Here is a 26,827-nt window from a genome sequence, read left to right as displayed (position 1 = left end):
GCCAATTTATCCTTTGCTAGAAACTATGTCCATGGTACAGGTTTCCAGGCGAGAAAAAAGAATTATGCCACCACCCACACCCCACACAAGGGTGGGAAGATGTCCAGAGGGTGCTTTGAGAGAGAAAGTAATTTGATCGTAGTATAACCACTTGTTATTAACTCGCCAACCGACTTTTGACCCAAAATCGTTCCATTTTTGTTGATCATAATTACCGCTTCCTCCCAAACTTTCATAGATTCTTTTCTGAACAGATATACCGAATTTTCCCTGACTATATTTTAACCAAAGTTGATTTATAGTGGCTAAATCTTCACAGGGAAAGTTATCTATATCTTCTATCTTAAGATATTTTTCTTTAGTTCGATCGGCAACTTTTAAAAATAGATTAGCCGTTTCTTGATCTGCCTCTTGCCATTTTTCTTGCGCTAAGAAATCCCGTAGGTTAGTGTAATCAATTTCCTTGGCACTTTTGAGGTTAATTTCCTCCCTGGTGGCGGACGGAAAAACTGGCAAAATCGTTTCTTGAATTGTGACCTGTGATCGAGGTTTTGGCGGAATCACTACGGCTAATTTTACTGCTAACTCTTGCAGGACTTCCCCGGCTGATTGATAACGTTTTTTGGTGCCAAATTCAATTAATTTATCTAAAATTTCACCTAATTCAACAGTAACAGGATTATTAAATAGGTGCTGTCTCCATACCCATTCATGTTCACTCATATCGAATAATTGCAAGGAAGATATTCCCGTTAATAAATAGATACAAGTGACTCCCAAACTATATAAATCACTGCTATTAATCGCTTTGCCATTGCCTTGTTCTGGAGCGATATATCCCGCCGAACCGATCACTGTTCCTGTCAGGGAAAGATTAGCAATGGTCATAAATTTAGAGGCACCAAAATCCACTAAAATTATTTTATTATCGCTGCGTCTCCTAATTATATTAGCGGGTTTAACATCCCTATGAATGACTCTTTTAGCATGGATAAAATCAAGAATTGGCAAAATTTCTAATAAAAGATGTTTGATCTTTTCTTCATTAAAAACTCCCTCGCTTTGTAATTCTTGTTCTAGATTTTGTCCCTCAATATATTCTTGCACAAGATATTGTCGCCCATCATTGCTGGTAAAATAGGCATAGAGGGAGGGAATTTGTGGATGTTGACCGAGATTATCTAAACTAATCGCTTCTTCTTTGAATAATTCCGCTGCTTTCTTGAGGGCATTACTACCTTGAGCGCTAGGAAAAAATTGTTTAATCACACAATAAGGTTTAGAAGGTTTATCCTCATCAATTGCTTGAAAAGTTTTACCGAAACCTCCTTGACCAATTAATTTTATAGCACGATAACGATCTTTGAGTAATAATTGAAAGCAACATTTTTGACAGAATTTATCCGTAGGAGCATTGTTATGCAGACAATCGGGATTAAGACATAAACTCATGGCTGGTTTCAACAGGGATAGGGAAATCATAAATTATAAATTATAAATTATAAATTATGAAGTGGGGAGTGGGGAGTGGGGAGCTTTTTTTCAGTGATCAGTAAACTGATAACTGATAACTGATAACTGATAACTGATAACTGATAACTGATAACTGATAACTGATCAGTGATCACTGATCACTGATCACTGATCACTGATAACTGATAACTGATAACTGATAACTGATAACTGATAACTGATAACTGATAACTGATAACTGATAACTGATAGCTAAATCGAGGTTTCTTCCTCTGGCCAAAATTCTGGCTGTTGATTTAATAAAAGCTGGGCTGCCTCTAACATATCATCAACAATATCGCGCAAATCTTCCTTATTATCGATATAAGCTTTTAACGCCTCCATCGGATCTAATTGATTACCCACCCCTAATTCTGGTAAACGGGGACGGGTTAATTGACTAATTAACTCAGCCCGAATACTATAACTATGGGCAGGTTTTAACGCCTCATCAAGCTGATTGGTGTTGATTAGCTCTAATTGTTCACTGCGAATTTTATAAACTAAGCGGATAACTGCTTCCTGAATATCGTATTTTTTGAGAGCTTTCAGCAATTCTTTTTGGGGGTTTGCTGCCTGGGAAACATCCACCTCGATGGAACGGAAAGGACGCACAGGTAAAGGGCAAAATTGCCATTTAACCTCTCCTTTAGCCACTTCTATTAAAACATAGCCCTTATCTTCTTTTTCCTCGCTAAAATCTACTCGATCGATGCTCCCAGGATAGACAATAGGCGGATCATTGCTAGGATTAAGATTCTGGTGTTTGTGAACATGACCGAGGGCAACATACTCGAATTGTGGACGATTTAGCAACGATAAAGGCACGGTAAAACCTTTACCAACCGCTAAAAATCTTTCTGCTCCTAAACTAGCTCGATCAGCCATTAAATGGGCTAATAAAACTGTTGGTAAACTTGTATCTAATTGGCGAATTTCTCCTTCTAAAACTGGCTCCAAACGGTTAATTAATAATTCATTTACCCCACTCAAGGATAACCCCTCGGTTTCGGGACGGGTTAAGAGAGTGGCGCGGGTTAACCAGGGTAAAGTAATGACTTGGATATCGCCGTTGCGGGTGGCGATGCGATGGGTGGTTAGGCGATCGCCAACAATAAACCCCGGCACCGCTAGGGTACGATAGATGGAGAGACTGACACCGCCATTACCCTGAGAATGTTGATCGTGATTACCCACTAATAACACCGTCGGGATCTTAGCATCGGCAAGACGACGGAATTGACTGGCAAAAGCTTCGTGAACAAAAGGAGGAGGAGTGGCATCGGGAAAGGCATCTCCCCCAAAAAGCACTAGATCCACAGGGGAGGCAATAGCCCGATCGATACAGAGGCTTAAACTGCCCATAAAATCCTCTAAACGCGTGTTTAATCCCGTTTTTGGATTTAAACGACCATGGGAAAAACCGCTCCCCATGTGAATATCCGATAAGTGCAGTATTTTAATCATAAGTAGTAGGCAAAAGGCAAGAGGTGGTGAGATATGTCTAATTAATTGCGTCTAGCTACTTAAGACCTCCTGAAAAAGTAAGTTCTAGAACCGCTATCTAGTCAAAATATCTAAAAACTCAGATAAATCTGACATAATCTTAGGTTTTGTGGATAGCATAGTTGTTTCTTGTCTTTTTTATCCTCCTGTCTCGGATTATCCTATCGACCGTCTCCTCACCTAACGGAAGATTTTTGATTTTTGCAGGAAATCTATAGTAAAGGAAAAACAGGCGTAATTAAGTACACCTGTTCGGGATTATTTTCCTAATTTTTTATCGCCATCTTGGCGACGGCGATCGCGCCATTCTGTAGTCGTCAGGTAGAGAATGCCACCACTGACGATAACGAGGAGAATTAAGGCGACTAGAAAGAGAGTGTTGAGAATCAAGGATGTTTCCATGGTATCTATAGATTACCTAGAAACCGTTACGACCCCAAACCACCATGGCGATCGACCAAGTGAACAGGGCGAGAATGCTAACCCAACCAAGTGTCAAAATATCCATAATTGCCTTTGTTAAACGAATTACTTAGGAGTTGACACTCTCCGCACTTTTAGGGCGGAGATTCTTGGGCTGAATCTTGCCGCTACTAGCAAAGCTAATTTTGGTCTTACAGTTTCATGTCTAGTCCGACTACACCTACAAGGTAAGCACCCTTAAAGACTACTCCCCAAGCGTAAATTTCTGTGTGTCCCACAGTATTTAATTGTTTTTCGCTCTTACCATGTGGACTTAGGATGAAAGCTTTTGTACCAGTGATGGTTAGAGATTTAGGGATTACGGAGTGTCGCTTGTTTCCTGCGTTCCCAAAGTCAACGACTCAATTTAATGCTAACATAAAGTCGCCCTAAAGGGCGAGGTTTTCAACCCAAATTTTCGATAATACTCCATCAGTGACTCCGTTTTAGAGAGGCGATCGTGCAAATTACGCTCAAGGAAAGAATCGAATCCATACAGGTGGGGAGTATCTCGGCGCTGGCTTTCCTGGTTCCCTATCTGCTATTTTTAACTGTTGATCGACTATTTTTAGGGGAATCGCTCACAGTAATTGGCGCTTTTGTCAAGATATCCGGGGCGATAATTAGCGGATTTCTCTTCGGTGTCACCTATCGTTATGTCGTCCGTAACGATGATAATCCCCATCTCAAAGATGGTACAGTGGCAGCTTTTGCCCTAGTCCGCGGCCTAGTTCCCCTACAATTATCCACAGACTTGATCGCTGACGCTTGGCAATTAAGTCTCTTTCTGGGAGAGAGCTTTATCTGTTTTTTATCCTGTCGTCTGCTCTTAGAGTTGACTAAGCTGCGTCAATAACCGATCATCTTTTTGGCTATCGGGAGTCAGGAGTCAGGAGATTATTTTTATTTATTCTCCCTGCTCCGGCACTCCCCATCTCCCTACCTCGCAATTCATAATTCATAATTGATAATTTATAATTACCACACCCCATGGCTATTTGTATTCCCGTTAATTTACCTGATCGCTCCTATAATATTCTGATCGAGAAGGGCAGTTTAGCTAATCTCGGTGCAGAAATGAGCCAGTTAAGCTTAGGCAAAAAGGTTTTATTGGTTTCTAATCCCGAAATTTTTGACTATTACGGACATAAAGCCGTTAATTCCCTAGAAAAAGCGGGATTTGTCGTTTTTACTCATCTGATCCCCGCCGGCGAAAATTATAAAACCCTCGATGCGATCGCCCAAGTTTATGATAGCGCCCTCGCTCACCGGCTGGAACGTTCCTCGACTATGGTTGCCCTCGGTGGTGGTGTAATCGGTGATATGACGGGATTTGCGGCAGCCACATGGTTACGAGGCGTTAATTTTGTCCAAGTTCCCACCACTCTGTTAGCGATGGTGGACGCTTCCATCGGGGGTAAAACCGGTGTTAATCATCCCCAGGGCAAAAATCTGATCGGGGCGTTTTATCAACCGAAATTAGTTCTGATCGATCCTAGCGTGCTTAAAAGCCTACCCGTGCGAGAATTTCGGGCTGGAATGGCAGAAGTGATTAAATATGGTGTAATTTGGGATGCTGAGTTATTTCAACAGTTGGAAGACTCGGACAATTTAGCCAGTTTTTCTCAGATCGATGGCGAGCTATTGCAAACAATTATTACAAAGTCTTGCCAAGCTAAAGCAGATGTGGTAAGCAAAGACGAAAAAGAGGCGGGTTTGCGGGCGATCTTAAACTATGGTCACACGATCGCCCACGGCATTGAAAGTTTAACGGGATATACTAGGATTAACCACGGGGAAGCGGTGGCGATGGGGATGGTGGCGGCAGGAGCGATCGCTGTTAAACTGGGAATGTGGACCGCCGGGGAAAATCAACGTCAAACCGATTTAATCGAAAAAGCTGCCTTAGAAACCCGTATGCCGCCTTTAAATGCCGATGAGATGGTCAATGCTCTCACTGCCGATAAAAAGGTTAAAGATGGCAAGGTTAGATTTATTTTACCAACGGCAATCGGCCAAGTCACCATTAGCGATCGAGTCACCCCTACCCTGGTGCGGGAGGTGTTATCACCAACCGAATCCGGGCAGTAAAAGCTTTTTCAATTGTTGCATCGCTTGTTCCGTAACATCCCGGTATTTTAAATCTCCCACGAGAATACGTCCCATCAGTTGACCGGCGATCGGCCGTTTAACGGCGACATTGTAGGCGATTTGGGTAAATTGATAGAATAAACTGGCTAATTTGGCCGCTAAAGCCATATCTTCCCCCCATTCTTCCCGAATTATCCGACTATAGCTCGCCAAAGCCCGATTATCTCCGGCTAAAGCTCGATCGATCGCCTCGGCTGCCTTAACTCCCGTCAAAATTGCCGGACGGATACCCTCCCCGATGAGCGGATCGAGAATACCCGCCGCTTCTCCTGTAATTAGGGCATTTTGGGCGTGTAGCGGTTGATTTCCGTTCCAAAGGGCTAAAGCATACTCACTATAGCGATAATCCTCTAAATTCCAGCCCTTTTGACGGGCATAATTTAACAGTTGTTTTTTTAGCTCCTCGGATTTGATGCTGCCCTTAAAACAACCACCGCTAATTGTGTAACCATTAGACTTGGGAAAAGCCCAGATATAACCATTTTTTAGGGAACCAAAATCAAAAAAAGCTTTTTGGGGGGGAATAGTCACTTCTGCGTTAGTAATTTCGAGAGTAGCCCCGATCGCTTGGTTTTTCGCTGGTAATCCTAACCAGCGACTGGTATTGCCCTTAACACCATCGGCAGCAATCAGATATTTGCCTGAAAATGTTCCCTGGGATGTGGTAACTTGCCAGTGATCTTGAAGGAATTTGATCTGGGTAACTTCGCTGTTATCTTGGATGGTTGCCCCGACTGCGATCGCCTGTTGACCTAAAAAATCATCGAAACGATCCCTTTGTACCATCCACATCGGTTCTAGCATATTTAACTTAGTGGTGACGGTATCCCCCTGTTTCCAAGTAAACTGTACTTGCGTGACGGTATTCTCGATCACGGGGGTAAAGTCAAAATCAAACCACTGCTTAATTGCCGGGGATACCCCCCCACCACAGGGTTTATAACGGGGTAATTTCGCTTTATCAAGGATCAGGACAGATCGTCCCCTTTTAGCTAGATGATAACCCGCCGTCGTTCCTGCTGGTCCCGCACCGATGATAATACAGTCAAACATTTGTACTAATTTAAGTCGTTGAACAAATTTATAGACAATTTACGCTATTTTGGGCAACTTGTCTTGAGTCTGGTTTCTTGTCCCTTCTTCAGACGGTTGATCTGGCCTCTCTAGTTTCTAGCTGATTTATCCCCCCATGTCCAAGAGAGCCTAATCTCTGGCTTTTTTGACTAATTGATCAATTATCTTCACCTGATCAATCGTATAATCAAAAAAACTATAACGGCTCGATTATATCATGAAAATTGTTTCTATTAAAATAAAAAACTATCGTATGTTTAAAAACATACACATAAGAGATATTCCCCCTTTTTGTGTGATTATTGGAGCTAACGGCACGGGAAAATCTACTCTATTTGATATTTTTGTGTTTCTGCGAGATGCCCTCAAAAACAACATTCGCCAAGCCTTACAAATTCGCGGCGGTTATAGAGAAATTATCACTAGAGGTCAAGAACAGGAAGATATTGAAATCGAGCTGCAATTTCCCATGAAAATCTTAGATACAGAACGTCTGGTTACTTATCAAATCATAATTGGACAAAACAATAATCGCCCCGTTATCAAACGCGAAATACTTCGCTATAAACGGGGTGAACACGGTAAACCTTTTCATTTTTTAGATTTTAAACTTGGTCAAGGATATGCTATCACCAACGAAGAAGATTTTAGTAAACCAGATAAAGACCTTGATCGAGAAGAACAACAGCTAGAATCTAACGACATACTAGCGATCAAGGGAGTAGGACAATTTCAACGTTTTAAAGCCGCTACAGCCTTTCGTTCTCTGATTGAAAATTGGCACGTTTCTGACTTTCATATTAGCGAAGCTAGAGGAAGTAAAGAAATATCTTATGCTGAACACTTATCCCCCACTGGCGACAACATAGCTACAGTTGCTCAATATATTTATCAACAATATCCCGAAATTTTTCAGCAAATTCTCGAAAAAATGAAAGAACGAGTTCCGGGTATTTCCTCTGTAGAAGCCAAAGAAACCGAAGACGGTCGCTTGATTTTACGTTTTCAAGATCAGGCCTTCAAAGACCCTTTTATTGATCGCTATGTTTCTGACGGGACTATGAAAATGTTTGCCTATTTAATATTACTATTCGATCCCAATCCTCATCCCCTACTCTGTGTCGAAGAACCAGAAAACCAACTTTATCCTACTTTATTAAAAGAACTAGCCGAAGAATTCGCCCACTATAGCTATCGGGGGGGTCAGGTATTTATTTCTAGCCACTCCCCCGATTTTCTCAATGCGGTTCCACTAGCTAGTATTTTCTGGCTAATTAAATCCCAAGGTATCACCCAAATCCATAGGGCTGCCGATAGCGAAATCATCAAAAACTTAGTAGCGGAAGGCGATTTACCCGGCTATCTTTGGAATCAAGGCTGGTTTGAAGGAGTAGCACCATAATGAACTATGATATCGTATTTTTGCTAGAAGAGTCATCTATAGAAAATGTGTTAAACGAACTTTTGCCTAAACTTATTCCCCCAGAAATAAGGTATAAATGTATTAGTAATCAAGGCAAACAAGACCTAGCCAAATCTATTCCTATAAAACTCAAAGCTTTCAATAAATCTAGTCCCAATACCAAATTTATTATTGTCCACGATCAGGATTCCCACGACTGTCAAAAACTCAAAAAAGACCTAGGGCAAATTTGTCAAAATTCCAGTGATGCTCAAGTCTTAATTCGGATTATTTGCCATGAATTAGAATCTTGGTTTCTGGGAGATTTAGCAGCGGTGGCCAAGGCCTATAATTTAAATAGTCTCGGTCAAAAACAAAATAAAAGTAAATACAGAGAACCGGACCGGCTTAACTCGGCTAAACAAGAATTAAAAAAGCTAGTGAAAGAGTATTATGCAGGAACCCACTCTAAACAGATTGCCCCCCATCTTTCCCTAACTGAAAATAAATCCCGTAGGTTTCAAACTTTTATCCAAGGTATCAAAAATGTTGTGGAAATGATAGGCTCTTCTAGGTTCTGTGTGATCAGTTTAACTTACAATATGATCGATCAATCTTTGTGTCCTTTGTGTCTTTGTGGTTCGTTCCACTCACTCGCCAGCAGTACTGTATCCTAGAATACATTTTACCCACCAAACCTGGGAGAGCCAATGATACAACACCCGAATCCGAACCCGAACTAGAATAGACCTCGACCTAATATAATTAAAAGCCTATAAACTCCTAACTAGGGTAATAATTTCTCTGGGTGTCATTTTTAGTCCCAAAAATATTCCCCCCGGCAGAACCGAGGGGAAAATGGCAAAAAAACCTCTAGATTAGCAGTTTAAGGCTAAGTCTTGGGATTCTTTTTTCAAGAGATTAACCAGGGTTTCGTCACCATTGTCTTCAGCGATTTGTAAACGAAGTTCCAAACGACGACGAATATTGTTCAGATGGATGCTAGAAAGAGTTTCCTCTTGGACGACAATAGGGGGTTTGACAACGGGTAACGGACAAGTGTTCGGGATGACTTGCCCAGCAAGATGAGGACGGGTACTGTAGGCAACTCCGCGATACTGACGATGCAGTTTCGGTTCTAATTGGAGCATATGGCGAGGATAATGGTGATTCCAGTCTTGACCTCGGTATTTACCCCCGATATCTCCAGTCTTCATCTCCAAGGGGAGAGAATCCCTTTCGTACTTAACTCCTCGATAAACTAACGTCATATCACCGACTCCCTGCAATGCTTTAAAGTGACTTTAATCCCTCTTGTCGCCCCTATATAGGGACAACAAATGAAAAGATTTTATTTCTTATTCTGTATCTATTTTTACATTTTGCCCAGGAAATTGAAAAAACTTTATAAAAATTTAATATTTTCTAGCTGGCCATAGTATCCTTTTCCGGCTGGGTTTGGTCGCCTGCCAAACTAGCCTCTAGGGGTTTGAGGATTAATTTGGGTTGTTCGTCCTCATCGATGAGACGAATTTGAATTTGCGGGCCGGAGGCGGCTAAACGAACCACCATACCATCGACGACGGCGGTTTTCTCGATCAGTTTGCCATTGAGAAACGTCCCATTTGCCCCTAAATTTTCCAATTCCCAATCATTGCGATCATTACGGCGGATTTCTAAGTGCCGCCTCGAAACCACAGCACTATAGAGAACTACATGACTATCCAGCGCCCTGCCGATGAGAATGGTTGATTGATCATTGTCAAATTGCCAATGCTGTAGGGACGTGGCTTGACTGGGGTGTAAAAGAGTTAAAGTGATCACGGTGACTGTTGGCGGCACGATAGGGGCGGTGGACAGGATAAATCTTATTTGCTGTCAAGATTCGTCCTGGCCATTAAGTCTTCAGTCCTAGCAATGAATATCTCTAGTTAATTGACTCAGCCCTTTATTCCTATTGTCTCATACTTTCCCATTCCCTCGGAACCGACCTTGCCCAGAAAATCTAGCCAGTTCGCCCTAGTATTAATAAAACCGATGGGGGATGATTTCCAGATTTTGACCAAATCTTAACCTCTTCAGGGATAAGATAGTGCTTGTGTCCCCTAAACATCCATCTATGAGCGGCTTTATCATCAAAATAATCTTGATATCGGCTTTGATTTCCCTGGGAATTAAATATCTTGCCCCTTTATTATCGATCGCTCCTGGTCCTCTTAACACTTTAATTCTGGTTTTTACCCCTTTCCTGCTCACGGTTTTTGCCCTCTGGAGACGGACCATAACTGATTAGGAATTTTTCTCCTTACTCATCATGACTTTTGGCAGCAGCCTCGGTTTAGTCCTGTTAGTCTTTTGTCTGCTGATTCTCTGGCAGATTCGACAGATTCTCTTATTATTATTGATGGCGATTCTTCTGGCGCAGATTTTAAATTTGGCTGTGACTTGGTGGCAGCGTCATCACCTCAAGCGTTCCCATGCCCTAATTATCACCCTTTTAAGCTTCTTTATTGGTATTATCGGTATTTTTGTGGGGATTATACCCGCTTTAGTCCAACAATTTCGCCAATTATTTAGTTTACTGCCCCAAGCGGTAGAAAGACTCTGGGGACAAGTCCATAGTCTTGAGGATTATCTCGATCCTAGTCTGGCCAGTGTCTTCCCGGATTTTAAAACGCTGCTGGCTCAATTACAACCCCTGATTAACCAAATTGCTGGGCGGGGTTTAAGCATTTTTTACGGTACTTTCGGCATTATCCTCAGCTTACTGCTAATTGTTGCCCTGAGCTTGATGATTCTCGCCGATCCTGCCGCTTATCACCGTTGTTTTCTGCGTTTATTTCCCGCTTTCTACCGTCCTAGGGTACGATCGATCCTAGAAGATTGCGATCGAGATTTAAAAGCTTGGCTAAAAGGGATTTTCTGTCATATGTTGATTATGACCTTGGGCAGTTGTCTAGGTCTATCCCTGATCGGCATTCCCCTCGCTTTTTCCCAATCTATTCTGGCGGGATTTCTCACCTTTATCCCCAACCTTGGGCCGGTTTTAAGCACGATTTTACCCTTTTCTATCGCCCTTCTGGAAGCTCCTTGGCAACCCTGGGCGGTTTTACTACTCTACAGCAGTATTTATCTGTTAATTCAATATTTCGACCGTCATTCACCGCTGCCCATTTTAACAGTGCGGTCGCTCAAGCTCTTACCCGCTTTTACCCTGTTGGCCCAGTTGTTTTTTGCCTCGATTTTTGGCTTTTTAGGGCTATTTCTGGCGGTTCCCCTGACGCTTATCGGTCGTATTTGGCTAAAGGAAGCTTTGATCAAGGATATTCTCGACCATTGGCGGCTTAGGGATAAAAAATACTAAACTGGGGATCTAGGATTCGAACCTAGGAAATGGCGGGACCAAAACCCGCTGCCTTACCGCTTGGCTAATCCCCATTGCACAGACCTTTTTAATATTAGCATTTATCTCCCGGGTTTTGTCAAGAAGTTGATAAAAATTTTTTACTTAGGGTTTGCGGCAAAAAGTTTTTCGTGGGGGCAGGGTGTGGGGTTTGGGGTAGGGTTGATTCATGAATCAACCCTACTATGAATCAACCCTAGGGTTTGGGGATTAAGGAGAAAAATCTATGGATAATAGCCCACAAAACTGGTACATTGTCCGGGAAAATACCGGAATTTGTCAGATTATAGCCCTAGAAAAGGGAAAACCCCCAGTCAATGGTCAATACTGGGGTCCTTTTGCCGAACGGGGAGAAGCGATCGCCCGTCGGGTGGGTTTAATTCGAGCGGGCAAATGTCAACCTATTGTTTAGCGGTATTGGTGGGTTTTTTCTTGGCGTCTGCGATTTCTTGCTCGAGGATTTCAAAAGCCTTCTTGAATTGCGGATCTTGGAAGGTTCCCACCTGATCCCGCTCCTGTTGAAGATTTTTGCGATCTTCCTCGCTTAGTTCCGACTCCACATCGGGATGAATACCATCTTTATTGATGTCCCGTCCGTCGGGGGTGAGATACTTGGCAATCGTCACCGCTAATCCGGAACCGTCACTGAGACTGCGTACCGATTGCACTAATCCCTTACCAAAGGTTTTCGTACCGACAATAACCGCCCGATCATGATCCTGTAAAGCTCCGGAGAGAATTTCACTGGCGCTGGCGGAACCCCCATCGACGAGGACAACCAGAGGTTTATTAGTCAAAGCTTGATTGTTGGCCCGTTGACGTTCCGTCACCCCTTTGCGATCGACCGTAGAGACGATTAAACCATCGGGTATCCACATCCGAGCGATTTCGATGCTGGCGTAGAGTAAACCGCCGGGGTTAGAACGCAGATCGAGAATATAACCCTTCACCTCTTCGGCTTCTAATTCGCGAATCGCTTGACTCATATCCCCACTAGCCTGGGCGCTAAATTGATTGAGACGGACATAACCGATTTTACCGATCGGGGTGTTTTCCGTGCGGGCCCGGACTGGGTGAATTTCAATTTTGGCCCGGGTAAGAGTCAATTCTTTTTTCTCCTCACCCCGTTGAATCGTGATCTTAACACTTGTCCCCACTTTGCCGCGGATCATGCTCACCGCTTGCTCCAGTTCCATACCTTGGGTAGATTTACCATCGATAGCGATAATCACATCTTTGGGCAGCACACCGGCTTTAGAAGCAGGTGTATCCTCAATGGGTGAAACCACGACTAACTGCTTAGTTTTCTCATCTTTGGTCAGTTGAATCCCTACCCCAGTCAATTCTCCCGATGTATCGATCTTCATATTGTTAAACTCTTTGGGATCCATAAAACGGGTATAGGGATCATTGAGAGTTTTCAACATCTCGCGGATAGCGGTGTATGCTTCCTCTTGATTTTTGTAGGAACGATTTAAATACTCACTGCGGATGGCGTTCCAGTCCGATTGATTAAAAGTGCCATCTAAATAAGTGCGGTTGATGATCTGCCAAACCTCATCAACGGTTTCCTTGGGACTTTCCTGAAAAAAAGCTTGACTTTGGGAGAGACGGAATCCCGCCCCCGTGACGGCGACGGTAGACAGGACCACTGCTGTAGCACCGAGAACAAGTCCGCGTTTGTTGATAACCATAGGTAATTTTCAGATAAATTAGGCTGTTCTTGCCGGAACGCTCTTTCGGGCTGACCGTCGAAATATCTTGGCAAAAAGGAGCGTTTAGGTTTCTTGGAGACAGACAAAAGAACGCCTGTAGACTAATACTGTTATAACATTGATTATCTCTTTCTTTGTCAAACTGATTACTTGAGTGGCGATCGAGTTGCCAGCGGCCCACCTCGCGACCTAAGATAACAGCAAAACTGCCCGAGATTTTCCCCATGAGCGATCAAATCCTTTCTTCCCTCTCCCTGGAACAAAAACGACAAAACCTGCGCCACCAAAGGCGATCAAAGGTGTGGCAAGCCCTAGGTCGCTTTCTGGTGGTTAGTGGTTTAGCGGCGGGATTAGCTTGGGGGATGACTTCGCCCTATTGGACAATTAGCAAGGCCGGACAGGTGGAAATCGAAGGCACGGAATTAATGTCGCCCCAGTCGATTCGCGCTTGGCTGAAATTAAGCTATCCCCTGTCTCTCTGGGAATTACCCACCCATCAATTGCGAGCAAAACTAGCGGCTATTCCCGCTATTGCCGACGTTAAGATCGAGCGGCAATTATTACCCCCGAAAGTGATTGTTTCCATTCAAGAAAGAAAACCTGTTGCCCGTTGGCGTTCCCATCAACAGCAAGGCTTTTTAGATGCCTCGGGAACGATAATTCCTCAAAACTATTATGGTCGAACTCTACCCAAAAGCCAATTACCTAGCCTAGAAGTGCTTGGTTACGACCGACAATATCAACAACAGTGGCAGAAAATTTATCCTTTAATTGACAACTTATCGATTAAAGTTACCGCCATCGATTGGCGCAATCCTAGTAATCTTGTACTAAAAACTGAACTGGGGCAGGTCTATTTAGGTTTTTATAAGGATAGATTGCCCGAAAAGTTAACCGCTCTCGTACAATCACGGCAATTGTCATCCAAGATACCCCTAGCGCGAATTATCTACATTGACCTGAGCAATCCCGATGCTCCCACTGTACAATTAAAACCGCAGCCAGCCCCTATGGTTGCCAAAGTAACGGCAACTGGTCGAGATTAACTGGAATTGATCAGCAAAAAACCGCAATTATTCCCTTTAGGTATTGGCAAAAACCACAAATTATGATTTTCTGAAAAAGAAACTGATACTGTAGATACTGGAACAGACATAATATTAGTGATAGTGTTAACGGTGCATCTCTGATTCATCAAACCAATAACAGAATCTTGTACTAAGAGTGTTCCAATTCCAATGACATCGATTAATGAAATTGTTTCCATCTATCCCAATCTGAACAGTAACGATTATGCCAGTTCAGCTATGAGCGAAGATAATCATTACTCTCAGAATAATGCTGGAGTATTATTTACTCGTCCCCATGAATCACAGATGACACCCCGAGAAGAAAGTCGTAGCAATCGCATCGTGCCAAGCAATGTCGCCAAGATCAAGGTGATCGGGGTCGGCGGTGGGGGCTGTAACGCCGTTAACCGCATGATCGCCAGTGGCGTGACCGGAATCGAATTTTGGGCAATTAACACCGACGCGCAAGCCCTAGCCCATTCCTCCGCCCCCCAGAGGTTACAAATCGGGACAAAATTAACCCGCGGCCTAGGGGCGGGCGGCAATCCGGCCATCGGACAGAAAGCGGCGGAAGAATCCCGGGATGAAATCGCCCAGGCATTGGAAGGAACCGATCTAGTCTTTATTACCGCCGGCATGGGCGGCGGCACGGGAACGGGGGCCGCTCCAATTGTGGCCGAAATTGCCAAAGAAATCGGCTGTTTGACCGTGGGAGTTGTCACTCGTCCCTTTACCTTCGAGGGTCGTCGTCGCACTAATCAGGCCGATGAAGGGGTGGGCGGTTTACAAAGTCGGGTCGATACCCTGATTATTATCCCCAATAACCAGTTATTACAGGTAATACCCGCCGAAACTCCCCTACAGGAGGCTTTTCGGGTCGCCGATGATGTGCTGCGCCAAGGGGTACAGGGCATCTCGGATATTATCACTATCCCCGGTCTGGTGAATGTGGATTTCGCCGATGTGCGGGCAGTGATGGCCGATGCGGGTTCAGCCCTAATGGGCATCGGCATCGGTTCCGGAAAATCTCGGGCTAAGGAAGGAGCGATCGCGGCTATATCCTCACCGTTACTGGAATCCTCGATCGAAGGGGCGAAAGGTGTGGTCTTTAACATCACTGGTGGTCAAGACCTAACCCTACACGAAGTCAATGCCGCCGCTGAAATTATCTATGAGGTGGTTGATCCCAACGCTAATATCATCTTTGGGGCAGTAATTGACGAGAAAATGCAGGGAGAAGTCAGAATTACCGTCATTGCCACCGGTTTTTCCGGCGATTCCCCCTCTCGTCCCACCAGTAACAAGGTGGTGATTAATACCCCCGCACCCAGTCCGGCCCCGACTCCCGAACCAGCAAAACCCGCAGGATTAGATATCCCCGAATTCTTGCAACGTCGTCGTCCTTTTGATCGCTAACCTCCTATGACTGCCATTGCCCTCACCATCGCCGGTTCCGATAGTGGTGGCGGGGCGGGAATTCAAGCTGATTTGAAAACCTTCGCCTTCCACCGAGTTCACGGCACCAGCGCCCTTACCTGCATTACCGCCCAAAATACCCTAGGGGTCGAGCGCGTCGAGTCCCTAAGTCCAGAAATGGTAACGGCCCAAATCGATGCCGTGGTCAGGGATTTCGGTGTGTCAGCGGTCAAGACGGGAATGCTGTTCAGCAGCGAGATTATCGAAGCAGTGGCCGAGGCGATCGAGCGCTGGCGTTTAATCAGTTTAGTGGTGGATCCGGTTATGGTTTCGCGGGTAGGAGCCAAATTAATTGATGATCGGGCTATAGATAGTCTTTTTAATAGTTTAATTCCCCTAGCTTCGATTGTTACCCCTAATCGTTACGAAGCACAGCTTTTAAGTGGCATTGAGATCAATGATTTTGAGACGATGAAAGCGGCCGCCGAAATTATTTTCCAGAAGTCGGCCACACCGGTATTAGTGAAGGGGGGAGGCATGAAAGGTCGGCTGCGTGGGGTTGATATCTGCTTTGATGGACAGGAATGGGAAACTTTTCAGACCAGAAGCGTCGAAACCAATAACACTCACGGAACTGGTTGTACCCTATCGGCAGCGATCGCCGCTAACCTCGCTTTGGGTGATGACCTGAAAATAGCGGTGAAAAAAGCCAAGGAGTACGTTACTAACGCCCTTGAGCATTCCCTCGCCATCGGTCAAGGAACCGGTCCTGTGGGGCATTTTTACCGCTTAAAAGCCCTAAATTAGTCGATTCATGACCACTACGCCGCGTATTTCCCCCCAAAGACCCCAGGGTTTCACCGGTCGCCCCTCGGTTCCCCTCTCGGTCTATCGGGAATTAGTCAAAGAATTGCAGGCCACCCAGGCACGGGTGGAATTTCTAGAAGCACAAAACCAGCAACTTGTCAAGAGTAATCGGCAATTACGTCAGGAAATCGAGACAGTAGTTGATCAGGGAAGACGATTAGAAAAAGTGGTAAAGAGTTTTGAGAGGAATCCCGTCGAGGAACCCTCCTTCGTCATCCCGGTTCCTCCCCGTTTGGTTACACCCCCCTCTTCTTCGCTGCGGGTTAAGGAAGAAATCCCGGTCACTCGTCCCATCACCGTTACTGCTTCAAAACAGCCATTTTCTAAAAATAGTTGGTTATTGGTCGGGTCAATTATTGTCGTGGTTCTTACCTCCGGTTTAGGGGCTTTTTGGCTTATTTCTGCCTCTAGAAACCCGGGTTCGACCGACTGATTGACTACCACCTCGGCATTTTAAGCTTAATTTCTTGCCCTTAGTCGGTTTTAACAGTCAGGGAAGTGGCTCTTCTGGGTTCTGTGTGATAAGTTTAACTTACAATATGATCGATCAATCTTTGTGTCCTTTGTGTCTTTGTGGTTCGTTCCACCCCCTCGCTAGAAGGAATGTATCTTAGAATACATTTTACCCACCAAATCCAAGAGAGCCTGGAAGTTACCCCCCTGACAATTCTCTTAAACTCGGTTTCAGTTCCCATCTGTTGCCCCTAGGCTTTCTGTTCCTGTTTAGATTTATGTAGGGGATCCATATAAATCTCTAAGCGCTTAAATACCACGGAGGAAAGGGTAGTTAAAACCAAATAAACTAAAGCAACAGCGATATAAATCTCGAAAGCTTTATAGGTAGTGGCTACCATTAACTGACCTTGCCGGAATAATTCTTCAAAACCGATTACTGCCGCTAAACTGGTATCTTTAATTAGGGTGATAAATTCATTCCCCAAGGGGGGCAACATCCGGCGAAAAGCTTGGGGAAAAATCACCTCGCGCATGGTTTGCACTGGGGACATTCCTAGACTAGAACAAGCTTCCCATTGACCATTATCGATCGATTGAATACCGCCGCGCATAATTTCAGCTAAATAGGCCGCTACATTTAAACTTAGGGCAAATAGGGCCGCCGGTAAACGATCTAAGTCGATATTTAAGCCAATTTCTCGGAACAACCCTGGCAAACCAAAATAGATCAAGAATAATTGCACCAGCATCGGTGTTCCCCGAAAGAAATCCACATAGATGCGGCAAATTATTTTTAACCATTTGTAGGGAGAAATCAGGGCAATGGCCACTAAAGTTCCGCCGATTAACCCGAACAGAAAAGACAGAACCGTTAACAGAATTGTCCAGGGAACCCCTTTGAAAATCAGGTTATAGAATAATTCTCCCCAGTTAAAACTCGATTCCTGTAAATTCTTTAAAGCTGGGGCAACTAAGGGTAATTCTGGCGGTTTTTCTCCAAACCATTGCCGAAAAATAGCATCGTACCGACCACTTTCTATGACTCGACCGAGAGCATCATTAATTAACTGGAGATAGGGGGAATTTTGGGGTAAAGCAATCCCGTAGAATTCCTCTGTTAATAATTCTCCGACTACTTTTACTCCCCTTAAACCCGCTTGTTTAATTGCATACAAAGTCACGGGTTTATCGTTAACTACCGCCTCAACTCGACCATTAATTAATTCCTGCAAAGCTAAGGCCGCCGAGTCAAATTGACTAACTGTTGCCCCCGGTATTTTTGTCGCTTCTAAGGCTCCCGTTGTGCCAATTTGGACGGCAATTCTTTTGCCTTTTAAGTCTTCAAAATTTTTAATCGTCTTATTATCTTCCCGAACAGCGATCGCTAAACCAGCCCTAAAATAAGGTCGAGAAAAAGAAATCGCTTGGGCCCGTTCGGCGGTGATGGTCATGCCACTAATAGCGGCTTCCACTGTTCTCGCTTGTAGAGCCGGAATAATGCCATCAAAGGGTAAATTTCTAAAGTCAATATTGAGATCAGCTTCCTCTCCAATCGCTCGCATTAAATCGATATCAAATCCGGTTAATTGTCCCCCTTGTTGAAATTCAAAGGGTGGAAAAGTTGCTTCTGTGGCGACTCGAAAAGGATTAGGAGGAGTCTGGGAAAAAGCGGGAATAACACTTAATCCAAGCACCAAGACTAATCCTAACAAGGCAAAGATAACTCTCTGTACCGCCCGCCCTCGCCAAAATTTAATCATTTTTTAATTTTTTCTCCTTGATTTTTTTACTCAATTAAGTTAAGGATTTCGCCCTACTTGCCACCTAAGACAGATGTAGAGAGACTATTTGAGTATTATGATTATTCCTCTTGATAAAATGTCGTCAAGGATACAATCTAGCAGAAACTAATCTGGATACTTTTATACAGAATGTAAAATTTTTTACGAGAGGACATCATGACCACTACCACCCCTGTGATTGTTAGTGAAGGTTTACGCAAAAGTTACGGCTCTTTAGAGGTACTCAAAGGAGTTACAGGCACTCTTTATCAAGGGGACGTGGTATCGGTAATCGGTCCCTCTGGCTGCGGCAAAAGTACCTTTTTACGCTGTCTCAATCGTTTGGAAACAATTAACGGCGGCCGCTTGGAGGTGATGGGAATTGACATCTCTTCCCCGAAGTTAAATCAATCAGTCCTCCGCAAGTTACGCAGCCGGGTAAGTATGGTGTTTCAACACTTTAATCTTTTTCCCCATCTCACCGTTTTGCAAAACTTGATGTTAGCGCCCAAGCAAGTGTTACACCATCCGGAAAATGAGGCTAAGGATACGGCTATTCATTATCTGGAAAAGGTGGGATTAGCACCAAAAGCCGATGTTTATCCCGACCAATTATCGGGAGGACAAAAACAACGGGTGGCGATCGCTCGCAGTCTCTGCATGAAACCAGAGGTGATTTTATTTGATGAACCCACTTCGGCCCTGGATCCGGAATTAGTCGGGGAAGTGTTAAACGTTATGCGTCAATTGGCCGATGAGGGGATGACTATGGTAGTCGTCACCCACGAAATGCAGTTCGCCAAGGAAGTCTCTAACAAGGTTTTGTTCTTTAATCAAGGTGTCATCGAAGAAGCAGGTGATCCCGACACTTTCTTTAATAATCCCCACAGCGAGCGCTTACAAGCCTTTTTAAGTCGTATCAATAGTAATTAGGGTTTGCTCAATTCAGGAGACAGGAGACAGGTTTTAGGTGTTGGGGGTTGGGGTTTTAGGGTTTTAGGGTTTTAGGGTTTTGGGGTTTTGGGGTTTTAGTTCAATTTCCCCACTTCCCCACCCCCCCACCTCCCCACTTCATAATTCATAATTCATAATTCATAATTCCCCCTCCCCACTTCATAATTCATAATTCATAATTCATAATTCCCCCTCCCCACTTCCCCAACAATTGTAAAGAAATATTACAATTATGCCGTTATAACAGCTTACCATCTTGACAGGAGGGAAAGACAGTGGTTATAGTAGGGACACATACCCGGGTAAACCAATTTAGTGATATGCAAGACAAGCAAAAAGTCACACTGTACCTTCCCCCTGGAGTCCATCGTCAACTAAAAATAAGGGCCGCAATCGATGAAGAATCGATGTCAGGGCTGGTGGAGAAAGCGATCGCTTTCTACCTAAAATACCCCGAAAAGGTAGAAGAAATCGAAGCCGCCGCCTATGGCAAAACCTATCAGGTTCATGTCTGTCCCGAGTGTGATGCCGCGTTAGTAATGAAAGAAGATCGGCTAAGGTCGATCAAACGCCAGCCCGCAATAGTGGGCGACGACTTCCCGCTCGAAGTTCCCGAACCCGTTGGCGCTCAAGGAACCGCCGAAGGAGAAGCGGCCTTAGTTCCCTGCTAAACTCTCAGTAGCCGAACAAGGCATCCACAGCCATCAGCCGCCCAAGGTCAAAACCGTTACCACAAATAGGGTCGATGTTATGAAAGAAGAGCTAGGAATTCTCGTCAAGGCTCAGTATCCCCTGATTTACCTCGTCACCTCCGAGGAGGAAAGGGCGGAAGAAGCCATCAGCAAAATAGCCCAACTAAATACACAACATCGACGGGTGTTTGTCTGGACTGTTACCCACGGCATGATCGAACTGGGTCAACCGCGCCAAACCAGTCAACATAATACCGTGTCGCCAGAAGCGGCGATCGAATGGGTAGTGCGTCAACGGGAAGCGGGCATCTACATCTTCAAAGACCTGCATCCGTTCATCACTTCCGCTCCGGTCAATCGCTGGTTAAGAGATGCGATCGCCAGCTTTAAAGGAACCGAAAAAATCATTATTTTAATGTCTCCCCTGCAAGAAGTCCCCATAGAACTAGAGAAAGACGTAGTAGTTATAGATTTTCCCCTGCCGGACATGGGAGAGTTAGATACAGTTCTCTCGCAACACCTAGGCAAAAATCAAAATCGTCGTACCACCACAGAGGTCCGGGAAAAACTCCTGAAAGCGGCCTTAGGCTTAACCAAAGATGAAGCCGAAAAAGTTTACCGCAAAGCCTATGTAAAAGCGAACAAACTCACGGAAGACGAGGTAGAAATCGTCCTCTCCGAGAAAAAACAACTGATTCGCCGCAACGGAATTTTAGAATACGTTGAAGAAGACGAGACCATCAATGCCGTCGGCGGTCTGGAAGAACTAAAAAAATGGTTAAAACAGCGCTCAAATGCCTTTACAGAAAGAGCCAGAGGTTACGGACTCCCCCAACCGAAAGGAATGCTAATTTTAGGAGTACCGGGCTGTGGTAAGTCCTTAATTGCTAAAACCACCTCGCGCCTCTGGGGTTTACCGCTCCTGCGCTTAGATATGGGAAGGGTTTACGATGGTTCCATGGTGGGACGGTCTGAGGCTAACCTGCGTAATGCCCTAAAAACTGCTGAATCCATCTCTCCGGCCATTCTTTTCATCGATGAATTAGATAAAGCTTTTGCCGGTGGCACAGGATCCGCCGATTCCGATGGGGGAACCTCTAGCCGCATCTTCGGCTCCTTCCTGACTTGGATGCAGGAAAAAACCTCGCCCGTCTTCGTCATGGCCACAGCTAACCGGATTGAACGGCTACCCGGGGAATTTCTCCGCAAGGGGCGCTTCGATGAAATCTTCTTTGTCGATTTACCCAATTCCGAAGAAAGACAAGATATCTTTAATATTCACCTGACTAAACGACGCTCCGACATTTCTCGCTTCGATTTGGAGCAGTTAGCCAAGGTATCCGATGGGTTTTCCGGTGCGGAAATAGAACAGGCGCTGATTGCCGCCATGTATGAGGCCTTCGCCCAAGATCGCGAATTCACGCAATTGGACATTATTGCGGCGATTAAGGCGACTCTGCCCCTATCTCGCACCATGACCGAACAGGTGACGGCCCTGCGTGATTGGGCCAGACAACGCGCCCGACCTGCTTCGGCCTCCGTCGCTGAGTACCAGCGATTGGAGTTCTAACAGACTTTCGCCCGCTCCCAACGGGATGAAAGGCTAGTTCTCAGGGACTAGCAATGCCTCGAAAAGCCGCTTGGCGGCACTCTTTAACTCTCAATCTGTTGTTGTTGATTCTTATCTACAAAGAGGAAATTCCAATGTCTCATTTTAGCACTCTCCGGACCAAAATCACCGATGCCGAAATCCTCAAAGCTTCTCTCCGCGACCTCGGCATTAGCGTAAAAACCGAAGCTGATGTTCGTGGTTACAACGGTCAACGGGTTCGCTCCGACATCGTTGCTGTTCTCGATGGCGAATATGATCTCGGTTGGTCCCGCAATACCGACGGCAGTTTCGATTTAATCGCTGACCTCTGGGGTGTAGCCAAAAAACACAATCAAACCGAATTGATCAACTCGATCAACCAAAAATACGCTGTGAACAAAACCCTATCCGAAGTGAAACAGCGCGGTCTGCAAAACGCTAACGTTAAGCTAGTCGTTCAAAGCTAAGATTTACAGCGCGTTCCCAAGCCTAGGGGTTGACCAGTTCGGTTAACCCTTTTTTCTGTCTCTGGGGTATGTTAAGAATAGTAAAATTAACTTGACAAAAATGCTCCGACCCGAAGAAAGAACTAAACTCGATCCGACCAAAGACAGCGATTTTTATGCTTTTCCCCGCTTCGTCACCCACGTGGATGAGGGTTTTATCGATCGATTAACCGCTCTCTACCGAGAGATCTTATCGCCGAATACGCGCATTTTAGACCTGATGAGCAGCTGGGTGTCCCATTTACCGGAGGAGATGGAATTTGAGCATATCGAAGGTCACGGGATGAATGGGGAGGAGTTAGCCAAAAATCCCCGCTTGCATAGTTATTTTGTCCAGGACCTCAATGCACAGCCAAAATTGCCCCTAGGGGATAGTTCTTTTGATGCGGTGTTAATCACGGTGTCGGTGCAGTATTTGCAGTATCCAGAGGCGATTTTTGCGGAACTGTATCGCATTTTAAAGCCTAATGGTCTGGTGGTGGTCAGTTTTTCCAATCGGATGTTTTACCAAAAAGCGATCGCTGCTTGGCGCGATAATAGCGATTTAGGCCGGGTGGCCCTAGTGAAATCCTATTTTAAATCGGTGGCGGGATTTAGGGAAGTACAGGCGATCGTTCGTCCTGCTACTACCCCCAGTTTCCTGCAAATGTTAGGAATTATGGTTGCTGATCCCTTCTATGCAGTGATAGGAAAAAAAGAATCCTCTCTAGGATTATAGTCACCGTTAACACTCAGAGGGTGTAGGTCTAACGTTGCCCATCACCCGCCGCCAATGACTTGGGATGATTTAGATAACTTTAGCATAAGGTCGGGTGCAGTGATTTGTTAGATCGCTTCTAATTCTTACCTAGAATCTTGTCATACTCGGAGTGCGATCCAACCCAGAACCAAACTATCTTTTCTTCCTCTGAATTCTTAATCCCTAATGCTCGCCATCCAATGCCGACTCTGACTGACCAGATTTTTTCTCTTGGTTTCACCTCTTTGAACTCTAGGCTGGGGTGAAATGGATTTTCTTTCCAAATCTGGTAATTTTTCTTGGCTGTTTCTTGTACCCTTTGCGGCAAACTTAGAAAAAGTTGACGAAACCTCTTGGTTCTGGATGACTTCATTCTTCCCCAAAGCCTTTATCTTCTGTTCTCCCCTCTTGTTCTTCTATCAGAGCTTCCTGTGCCATTGTTATTAAAGCTCCCAATTCCAGATCCTCGTTGGAAAGGCTTTTCTGCCATTTTAATTCACCTTCAATATCTTCCAGCAATTGTTGAGCAAGTTCATCTTGAAGATGCTCTGGCAGTTTCTGGATTTCTGTGAATGCTTTTTGCAATAGAGTAGTCATGTTTTGTTCATGTTTTACGGGTATTGAACTATTTTACTACTTTTTCTACTCTTGCAATCTAACGGTTTAAGTTTGTCTAAGTAGGTGGGTGGAATTAAATATAAAATGAACGTAGGTTGGGTTGAAGCATGAAACCCAACGCCCGCATGGGTTACGCTACCGCTAACCCATCCTACAAATAATTGTGCCTACCTACTTATAGCTTTATTGTCAACGACTTTAGGGAATAACGGGCTTCAATAAAAGGGCTTCTGAGGGCTGCTCAAGCATTAATAAGCTGTTCGTAATTTAAATTGCTTGTTGAGACGAGGCAAGAGGCAACAGTAAAGGAATTGGAGGAGATTCGGCTAATCTAAGAATAAGCAGTTTAAATAGGGTTTGCTGAATAAATGTGAAATGTAGGCAAGGTAGGGGTTTTGTGGCTTTACGAGCGAAACAGGTGCAAGATTTTTGCGTCTTCATCGGCCCGCGTCCTGTAGGGGCGAAGCATTCGGGCAATAACCTATCGGTGAAACCGGAGATTTTCTATCCGAATGCTTCGCCCGTACTTTTTGCCGCAAACCCTAAATATGTCTTAGCTTACCAGCGCGTCCGCTTCGCTCTAATCTCAATCCTGTTGTGGCAACGATATCAGAGTTTTGTTTTTTACTTTTTGAACAGTCAACCAAACATTTAAACCGTCCACAACTGCTGTTGCCGTTGTGCTAGAATGGCGAAAAATTCTCGCAATTGATAATTATGTTAGCCGAATTAGCCGCCGCCGAAATCGCTAAAATCGCCTTTGAAGCTGTTATCGGTAAATTAACGGAAGGAGCAATGGATAAAGGTGTAGAATTGTGGCAAAAAATTAAGCAAAAGTTACAAAAGGAACCCACCGCCGCTCAGGTTTTAGCGGCAGCCGAACAAACCAAATCCGAGGCGATGATTGAACAGCAAGTGGTTCCTTTTTTACAGGTAGAAATGCTCAAAGATCCCAATTTTGCCCAAGAAATCCAAACCCTAGCACAACAAATTAAACAAGTTATCAACAGTGGCAATCAAGAAAATATCGCCATGAATGCCACAGCTTATGATAATAGTACCGTTAAAATGGTAGGAAAAATTGAGGCTGATACAGTTAGTTTCTAAATCCTAATGGCTCTCTTGGGTTAGTTGGGTAAAATGTATCACTGAATACATTTTATTATTCCCTATTTGCCAGAAGAGAAGGATGAACCACAAAGGCACAAAGGACACAAAGAGTAACTAGCGATCGATTAATCAAACTTATCACAGGAAAGACAAGAGAGCCATCCTAATTTTTATCTCAAGAAAACCCCCAATTTTTCTCATGACTTCAGAAACTAATTCCAACGAGATTAATCTATCGGCAACGGCACAGGCTCAATCTAAAGTAAATTTAATTGGCAAAATCGAGACTAAAAATCTAATACTTTCCGAGGAACTTTTAAACCGATTGGAAACTCCATCGGGGGGTATTTTCAAGGGAGGAGATGCTCGAAAAAGTCTCGTCCATTGGCAGGGAAGGGAGGAGGAAATCACCCAAATTAAGCAGTGGTTTAATGATCAAAATGTTGCGATGATTGGCATCAAAGGAGTTGGAGGAATTGGAAAATCTACCCTAGCCAGTAAAATTTTTGAGGAGGAAATTACCCTCGATCCTTCCCTAGGGGACGATGAAGATTTATTCCCAAAACGCTTTTGGTGGGAAGCGGGAAATCTGGGGGGATTTAGTGGTTTAGCTCGCCAATTCCTGACGGAATTTGGTTATCCCGTCCCCAAAGAAGAAATAGATTTACAGGAAGCTTTAATCAGACAATTGCAACGCCATCGCCACCTAATTATTATCGATAATCTAGAGAGTTTATTAGGGGAAGATGGTTCTTGGAATAATGAATTTTATCAGCAGTTTTTCACTGCTTGGATAGAAAAAGGTGACACCAGCAAAATTATAGTCACCACCAGAGAAAAGCCAAAAACTAGGGGTTTTAACCGTTGGATTGAGCTAAAAGGTTTGAAACCTCCTGAAGGGGCGCAATTGTTAGCGGAATCGCAAATAACAGGGGATCTAGAGAACTTTTCTCGACGGGTGGATGGTCATCCATTACTCCTGCGATTGGTGGCGGATTTAATCTTAGCAGAATTTCCGCAAAACCCCAGTTTAGAAAGGTTAGAGGATTTAGGATTAGGAAATTTATCGCAACTTTTGAGCGATCCGCAGGTGGTGGGGAGTCATCGTCAAGAGACAGTGGGAATTGCTTTAGTTTTAGATGCTAGTTTTCAGCGACTTAGCCAAAGACAGCAGGAATTATTCACTAAAACCAGCATTTATCGCCGAGAATTTGATTCTCTGGCAGCCAAAGCGGTGATGGATAATTACCCAGAGATCGCACTATCCGAGATCACGGCAGATCTGCGAGAATTACAGCGACGATCATTATTAGAAGAAAAAGAGGAAAATCGCCAGCGAATTTTTAGTTTTCAGCCTTTAGTTTGGGAATATGCACAATACAAAGCCGGCGATCAAAGGGAATTACACCAAAAAGCGATCGCCTATTATCTTTCTATTGCTCAACCCGACTCCTGGGAAATCCTCAACGATGTGCAACCTTACCTAGAAATTTTCTATCATCGCTATCAGTTAACCGAGTACGACAATGCTTTTGATATTCTCCGTGCTATCGAGGATTTTCTCACCCGACGGGGGTATTATCAAACCCGGGCCGATTATTACCTTGAATTAGTCACTGTTTACCAACAACAGGAGGAGCAAACCAACTGGAAATATACCGCATCCCTCACCAGTTTAGGCAATGTTTACTATTCCCTAGGAGAATACCAAAAAGCGATCGAGTTTCATCAACAATCCTTAGCAATCGATCGGGAAATCGGTGATCGGGGGGGTGAAGCGGTATCCTACAATAATTTAGGCA

General features: G+C 44.4%; 28 protein-coding genes, 1 tRNA gene and 1 pseudogene. 18 read left to right on the top strand and 12 right to left on the bottom strand.

Annotated elements, in window-relative coordinates:
* Positions 1-6: 6 nt before the first annotated feature.
* From MICAI_RS20850 to petN, 4 genes are all read right to left on the bottom strand, one after another.
* Complete coding sequence (locus MICAI_RS20850; RefSeq protein WP_039900643.1) at positions 7-1,452, bottom strand: serine/threonine-protein kinase; 1,446 nt, start codon at positions 1,450-1,452, stop codon at positions 7-9.
* A gap of 273 nt (positions 1,453-1,725) precedes the next feature.
* Positions 1,726-2,979 (bottom strand): exonuclease subunit SbcD, encoded by a 1,254-nt coding sequence (gene sbcD / locus MICAI_RS20845; protein ID WP_008206775.1) that lies wholly within the window; start codon positions 2,977-2,979, stop codon positions 1,726-1,728.
* A 297-nt stretch (positions 2,980-3,276) separates the two neighbouring features.
* Positions 3,277-3,420 (bottom strand): hypothetical protein, encoded by a 144-nt coding sequence (locus tag MICAI_RS26625; protein WP_002736416.1) that lies wholly within the window; start codon positions 3,418-3,420, stop codon positions 3,277-3,279.
* A 16-nt stretch (positions 3,421-3,436) separates the two neighbouring features.
* On the bottom strand, positions 3,437-3,526 hold the full coding sequence (gene petN / locus MICAI_RS24630) for a cytochrome b6-f complex subunit PetN (RefSeq protein WP_012265708.1): 90 nt from the start codon (positions 3,524-3,526) through the stop codon (positions 3,437-3,439).
* 414 nt (positions 3,527-3,940) lie between these two features.
* On the opposite strand from petN, the gene MICAI_RS20840 reads away from it, so the two are divergent.
* Positions 3,941-4,336 (top strand): hypothetical protein, encoded by a 396-nt coding sequence (locus MICAI_RS20840; protein ID WP_008206772.1) that lies wholly within the window; start codon positions 3,941-3,943, stop codon positions 4,334-4,336.
* 134 nt (positions 4,337-4,470) lie between these two features.
* Positions 4,471-5,571 (top strand): 3-dehydroquinate synthase, encoded by a 1,101-nt coding sequence (gene aroB / locus MICAI_RS20835; protein ID WP_008206770.1) that lies wholly within the window; start codon positions 4,471-4,473, stop codon positions 5,569-5,571.
* Here aroB and MICAI_RS20830 read toward each other — a convergent pair.
* Positions 5,548-6,684 carry a geranylgeranyl reductase family protein gene (locus tag MICAI_RS20830; RefSeq protein ID WP_008206768.1) on the bottom strand — a complete coding sequence of 379 codons (1,137 nt, stop codon included), beginning with the start codon at positions 6,682-6,684 and terminating at the stop codon, positions 5,548-5,550. The genes aroB and MICAI_RS20830 overlap by 24 nt on opposite strands.
* Positions 6,685-6,922: 238 nt before the next feature.
* Here MICAI_RS20830 and MICAI_RS20825 point away from each other — a divergent pair, with 238 nt between their 5' ends.
* Both MICAI_RS20825 and MICAI_RS20820 read left to right on the top strand, forming a co-directional pair.
* Complete coding sequence (locus tag MICAI_RS20825) at positions 6,923-8,107, top strand: AAA family ATPase (protein WP_008206766.1); 1,185 nt, start codon at positions 6,923-6,925, stop codon at positions 8,105-8,107.
* Positions 8,107-8,637, top strand: a pseudogene (locus MICAI_RS20820) (DUF4276 family protein); the annotation flags it as partial. The gene MICAI_RS20825 and the pseudogene MICAI_RS20820, both read left to right, overlap by 1 nt.
* Positions 8,638-8,985: 348 nt before the next feature.
* Here the strand turns inward: MICAI_RS20820 and MICAI_RS20815 are convergent.
* Complete coding sequence (locus MICAI_RS20815) at positions 8,986-9,378, bottom strand: DUF4278 domain-containing protein (protein ID WP_008206762.1); 393 nt, start codon at positions 9,376-9,378, stop codon at positions 8,986-8,988.
* Positions 9,379-9,532: 154 nt separating this feature from the next.
* Positions 9,533-9,931: an FHA domain-containing protein gene (locus MICAI_RS20810; protein ID WP_039900640.1), complete on the bottom strand. Its 399-nt coding sequence runs from the start codon at positions 9,929-9,931 to the stop codon at positions 9,533-9,535.
* A gap of 295 nt (positions 9,932-10,226) precedes the next feature.
* Here MICAI_RS20810 and MICAI_RS24625 point away from each other — a divergent pair, with 295 nt between their 5' ends.
* A complete protein-coding gene (locus MICAI_RS24625; RefSeq protein ID WP_199309408.1) occupies positions 10,227-10,400 on the top strand; it encodes a hypothetical protein in 174 nt (57 codons plus the stop codon).
* Positions 10,401-10,421: 21 nt separating this feature from the next.
* Positions 10,422-11,471, top strand: coding sequence for an AI-2E family transporter (locus tag MICAI_RS20800; RefSeq protein ID WP_008206755.1), 1,050 nt, complete (start codon positions 10,422-10,424; stop codon positions 11,469-11,471).
* Between the two features lies 1 nt (position 11,472).
* Here the strand turns inward: MICAI_RS20800 and MICAI_RS20795 are convergent.
* A tRNA-Gln gene (locus tag MICAI_RS20795) sits at positions 11,473-11,545 on the bottom strand.
* Between the two features lie 191 nt (positions 11,546-11,736).
* On the opposite strand from MICAI_RS20795, the gene MICAI_RS20790 reads away from it, so the two are divergent.
* On the top strand, positions 11,737-11,922 hold the full coding sequence (locus MICAI_RS20790; RefSeq protein WP_008206753.1) for a hypothetical protein: 186 nt from the start codon (positions 11,737-11,739) through the stop codon (positions 11,920-11,922).
* On the opposite strand, the gene ctpC is transcribed toward MICAI_RS20790, so the two are convergent.
* Positions 11,912-13,204 (bottom strand): carboxyl-terminal processing protease CtpC, encoded by a 1,293-nt coding sequence (gene ctpC / locus MICAI_RS20785; protein WP_008206751.1) that lies wholly within the window; start codon positions 13,202-13,204, stop codon positions 11,912-11,914. The genes MICAI_RS20790 and ctpC overlap by 11 nt on opposite strands.
* Before the next feature lie 245 nt (positions 13,205-13,449).
* Between ctpC and MICAI_RS20780 the strand changes: the two genes are divergently transcribed.
* The 4 genes from MICAI_RS20780 to MICAI_RS20765 all read left to right on the top strand — a co-directional run bounded on the left by MICAI_RS20780 (position 13,450) and on the right by MICAI_RS20765 (position 17,011).
* The gene (locus MICAI_RS20780) at positions 13,450-14,271 is read left to right on the top strand and encodes a cell division protein FtsQ/DivIB (RefSeq protein WP_008206749.1); all 822 of its coding nucleotides are present in this window, start codon (positions 13,450-13,452) and stop codon (positions 14,269-14,271) included.
* Positions 14,272-14,463: 192 nt separating this feature from the next.
* On the top strand, positions 14,464-15,711 hold the full coding sequence (gene ftsZ, locus MICAI_RS20775) for a cell division protein FtsZ (protein ID WP_008206746.1): 1,248 nt from the start codon (positions 14,464-14,466) through the stop codon (positions 15,709-15,711).
* Positions 15,712-15,717: 6 nt separating this feature from the next.
* Positions 15,718-16,518 carry a bifunctional hydroxymethylpyrimidine kinase/phosphomethylpyrimidine kinase gene (gene thiD, locus MICAI_RS20770; protein ID WP_008206744.1) on the top strand — a complete coding sequence of 267 codons (801 nt, stop codon included), beginning with the start codon at positions 15,718-15,720 and terminating at the stop codon, positions 16,516-16,518.
* A 7-nt stretch (positions 16,519-16,525) separates the two neighbouring features.
* Positions 16,526-17,011 carry a bZIP transcription factor gene (locus MICAI_RS20765; protein WP_008206742.1) on the top strand — a complete coding sequence of 162 codons (486 nt, stop codon included), beginning with the start codon at positions 16,526-16,528 and terminating at the stop codon, positions 17,009-17,011.
* A gap of 271 nt (positions 17,012-17,282) precedes the next feature.
* Here the strand turns inward: MICAI_RS20765 and MICAI_RS20760 are convergent, their stop codons facing one another.
* Positions 17,283-18,794, bottom strand: coding sequence for an ABC transporter permease subunit (locus tag MICAI_RS20760; RefSeq protein WP_008206740.1), 1,512 nt, complete (start codon positions 18,792-18,794; stop codon positions 17,283-17,285).
* A 198-nt stretch (positions 18,795-18,992) separates the two neighbouring features.
* Here MICAI_RS20760 and MICAI_RS20755 point away from each other — a divergent pair, with 198 nt between their 5' ends.
* The 5 genes from MICAI_RS20755 to MICAI_RS20735 all read left to right on the top strand — a co-directional run bounded on the left by MICAI_RS20755 (position 18,993) and on the right by MICAI_RS20735 (position 23,276).
* Positions 18,993-19,748 carry an amino acid ABC transporter ATP-binding protein gene (locus tag MICAI_RS20755; protein ID WP_008206739.1) on the top strand — a complete coding sequence of 252 codons (756 nt, stop codon included), beginning with the start codon at positions 18,993-18,995 and terminating at the stop codon, positions 19,746-19,748.
* Between the two features lie 296 nt (positions 19,749-20,044).
* Positions 20,045-20,440 carry a hypothetical protein gene (locus tag MICAI_RS20750; protein ID WP_008206736.1) on the top strand — a complete coding sequence of 132 codons (396 nt, stop codon included), beginning with the start codon at positions 20,045-20,047 and terminating at the stop codon, positions 20,438-20,440.
* A gap of 79 nt (positions 20,441-20,519) precedes the next feature.
* Entirely contained in the window at positions 20,520-22,031 is a 1,512-nt protein-coding gene (locus MICAI_RS20745; RefSeq protein WP_008206734.1) for a stress-responsive protein Ycf46, read from the top strand.
* Positions 22,032-22,165: 134 nt separating this feature from the next.
* Positions 22,166-22,519, top strand: a complete 354-nt coding sequence (locus tag MICAI_RS20740; protein WP_002731874.1) for a DUF1257 domain-containing protein — start codon at positions 22,166-22,168, stop codon at positions 22,517-22,519.
* A gap of 100 nt (positions 22,520-22,619) precedes the next feature.
* Complete coding sequence (locus MICAI_RS20735) at positions 22,620-23,276, top strand: class I SAM-dependent methyltransferase (protein WP_002756909.1); 657 nt, start codon at positions 22,620-22,622, stop codon at positions 23,274-23,276.
* Positions 23,277-23,394: 118 nt separating this feature from the next.
* Here MICAI_RS20735 and MICAI_RS28020 read toward each other — a convergent pair whose 3' ends face one another.
* Together MICAI_RS28020 and MICAI_RS20725 are read right to left on the bottom strand one after the other, a co-directional pair.
* A complete protein-coding gene (locus tag MICAI_RS28020) occupies positions 23,395-23,670 on the bottom strand; it encodes a ParE family toxin-like protein (protein ID WP_012265764.1) in 276 nt (91 codons plus the stop codon).
* Positions 23,667-23,894 carry a hypothetical protein gene (locus MICAI_RS20725; RefSeq protein WP_002756907.1) on the bottom strand — a complete coding sequence of 76 codons (228 nt, stop codon included), beginning with the start codon at positions 23,892-23,894 and terminating at the stop codon, positions 23,667-23,669. Before MICAI_RS20725 ends, MICAI_RS28020 begins: the two co-directional genes overlap by 4 nt.
* A 738-nt stretch (positions 23,895-24,632) precedes the next feature.
* Here MICAI_RS20725 and MICAI_RS20720 point away from each other — a divergent pair.
* Both MICAI_RS20720 and MICAI_RS20715 read left to right on the top strand, forming a co-directional pair.
* Complete coding sequence (locus tag MICAI_RS20720; protein ID WP_008206731.1) at positions 24,633-25,022, top strand: hypothetical protein; 390 nt, start codon at positions 24,633-24,635, stop codon at positions 25,020-25,022.
* A 202-nt stretch (positions 25,023-25,224) separates the two neighbouring features.
* The coding region (locus tag MICAI_RS20715) for an NB-ARC domain-containing protein (RefSeq protein WP_039900627.1) at positions 25,225-26,827 on the top strand (1,603 nt) is incomplete at its 3' end.

The sequence above is a fragment of the Microcystis sp. T1-4 genome (assembly GCF_000297435.1).
In the GTDB taxonomy this organism is placed as follows: domain Bacteria; phylum Cyanobacteriota; class Cyanobacteriia; order Cyanobacteriales; family Microcystaceae; genus Microcystis.
The sequence above is the reverse complement of the archived record's forward strand: the minus strand, read 5'-3'. Positions and strand labels throughout refer to the sequence as shown.

What these genes read in the sequence shown, in the direction of transcription:
- MICAI_RS20850 (WP_039900643.1), bottom strand. Translation starts at nt 1,452, where the DNA reads ATGAGTTTATGTCTTAATCCCGATTGTCTGCATAACAATGCTCCTACG.
- sbcD (WP_008206775.1), bottom strand. Translation starts at nt 2,979, where the DNA reads ATGATTAAAATACTGCACTTATCGGATATTCACATGGGGAGCGGTTTT.
- MICAI_RS26625 (WP_002736416.1), bottom strand. Translation starts at nt 3,420, where the DNA reads ATGGAAACATCCTTGATTCTCAACACTCTCTTTCTAGTCGCCTTAATT.
- petN (WP_012265708.1), bottom strand. Translation starts at nt 3,526, where the DNA reads ATGGATATTTTGACACTTGGTTGGGTTAGCATTCTCGCCCTGTTCACT.
- aroB (WP_008206770.1), top strand. Translation starts at nt 4,471, where the DNA reads ATGGCTATTTGTATTCCCGTTAATTTACCTGATCGCTCCTATAATATT.
- MICAI_RS20830 (WP_008206768.1), bottom strand. Translation starts at nt 6,684, where the DNA reads ATGTTTGACTGTATTATCATCGGTGCGGGACCAGCAGGAACGACGGCG.
- MICAI_RS20825 (WP_008206766.1), top strand. Translation starts at nt 6,923, where the DNA reads ATGAAAATTGTTTCTATTAAAATAAAAAACTATCGTATGTTTAAAAAC.
- MICAI_RS20815 (WP_008206762.1), bottom strand. Translation starts at nt 9,378, where the DNA reads ATGACGTTAGTTTATCGAGGAGTTAAGTACGAAAGGGATTCTCTCCCC.
- MICAI_RS24625 (WP_199309408.1), top strand. Translation starts at nt 10,227, where the DNA reads ATGAGCGGCTTTATCATCAAAATAATCTTGATATCGGCTTTGATTTCC.
- MICAI_RS20800 (WP_008206755.1), top strand. Translation starts at nt 10,422, where the DNA reads ATGACTTTTGGCAGCAGCCTCGGTTTAGTCCTGTTAGTCTTTTGTCTG.
- MICAI_RS20790 (WP_008206753.1), top strand. Translation starts at nt 11,737, where the DNA reads ATGGATAATAGCCCACAAAACTGGTACATTGTCCGGGAAAATACCGGA.
- ctpC (WP_008206751.1), bottom strand. Translation starts at nt 13,204, where the DNA reads ATGGTTATCAACAAACGCGGACTTGTTCTCGGTGCTACAGCAGTGGTC.
- MICAI_RS20780 (WP_008206749.1), top strand. Translation starts at nt 13,450, where the DNA reads ATGAGCGATCAAATCCTTTCTTCCCTCTCCCTGGAACAAAAACGACAA.
- ftsZ (WP_008206746.1), top strand. Translation starts at nt 14,464, where the DNA reads ATGACATCGATTAATGAAATTGTTTCCATCTATCCCAATCTGAACAGT.
- thiD (WP_008206744.1), top strand. Translation starts at nt 15,718, where the DNA reads ATGACTGCCATTGCCCTCACCATCGCCGGTTCCGATAGTGGTGGCGGG.
- MICAI_RS20765 (WP_008206742.1), top strand. Translation starts at nt 16,526, where the DNA reads ATGACCACTACGCCGCGTATTTCCCCCCAAAGACCCCAGGGTTTCACC.
- MICAI_RS20760 (WP_008206740.1), bottom strand. Translation starts at nt 18,794, where the DNA reads ATGATTAAATTTTGGCGAGGGCGGGCGGTACAGAGAGTTATCTTTGCC.
- MICAI_RS20755 (WP_008206739.1), top strand. Translation starts at nt 18,993, where the DNA reads ATGACCACTACCACCCCTGTGATTGTTAGTGAAGGTTTACGCAAAAGT.
- MICAI_RS20745 (WP_008206734.1), top strand. Translation starts at nt 20,520, where the DNA reads ATGAAAGAAGAGCTAGGAATTCTCGTCAAGGCTCAGTATCCCCTGATT.
- MICAI_RS20740 (WP_002731874.1), top strand. Translation starts at nt 22,166, where the DNA reads ATGTCTCATTTTAGCACTCTCCGGACCAAAATCACCGATGCCGAAATC.
- MICAI_RS20735 (WP_002756909.1), top strand. Translation starts at nt 22,620, where the DNA reads ATGCTCCGACCCGAAGAAAGAACTAAACTCGATCCGACCAAAGACAGC.
- MICAI_RS28020 (WP_012265764.1), bottom strand. Translation starts at nt 23,670, where the DNA reads ATGAAGTCATCCAGAACCAAGAGGTTTCGTCAACTTTTTCTAAGTTTG.
- MICAI_RS20725 (WP_002756907.1), bottom strand. Translation starts at nt 23,894, where the DNA reads ATGACTACTCTATTGCAAAAAGCATTCACAGAAATCCAGAAACTGCCA.
- MICAI_RS20720 (WP_008206731.1), top strand. Translation starts at nt 24,633, where the DNA reads ATGTTAGCCGAATTAGCCGCCGCCGAAATCGCTAAAATCGCCTTTGAA.